1 protein-coding gene is annotated in these 599 nt (G+C 72.3%); it reads right to left on the reverse strand.

Annotated elements, in window-relative coordinates:
- The coding region (locus tag J0695_RS39215) for an MFS transporter (protein ID WP_206969630.1) at positions 1 to 599 on the reverse strand (599 nt) is incomplete at both ends.

Consider the following 599-nt stretch of genomic DNA (forward strand, 5'->3'; position numbering starts at 1 on the left):
GGTCGTGGAGCTGCGGGGCGCGATGGGGGGCTCCGTGGAGCGCTGGGCGGCGAATATCAGGATGCCGGCGACCAGGAGGACCACCCCGGTCAGGGTGCCCGCCTCGGGGAAGAGCGTTGAGCAGAGGAAGGCCGCGACCACTGGTCCTGTCATGAAGCAGAGCTCGTCGACGGCCTGTTCGAAGGAGTTGGCGGTGTGGAGAGTGGCGGGGTCGTCCCGGTGCAGATGGGCCCAGCGGGCGCGTGACATGCCGCCGGTGTTGGGGGTGGTGGCGGTGGCCGCGTACGACAGGAAGAGGGTCCAGACGGGGGCGTCGTAGTGGACGCAGAGGAGGAGGGAGAGGGAGCCGAGGGCGGCGATCAGGGTGGCGGGTACGGCGACGCGGGCCTGGCCGTGGCGGTCGGTCAGGCGGGCGGTCCAGGGGGCGACCAGGGCAGTGGCGGCGAGGCCCGTGGCGGTGACGGCGCCGGCGAGGGCGTAGGAGTCGTGGGACCCCGCGATCATGATCACTGCGCTGATGCTGAACATGCCCATGGGGAGGCGGGCGATGAGGTTGCCGAGGGTGAAGGCGCGGGCGCCGGGGGTGGAGAGGAGGCGGC

This window comes from Streptomyces beijiangensis (genome assembly GCF_017315755.1).
Lineage (GTDB): Bacteria > Actinomycetota > Actinomycetes > Streptomycetales > Streptomycetaceae > Streptomyces > Streptomyces beijiangensis.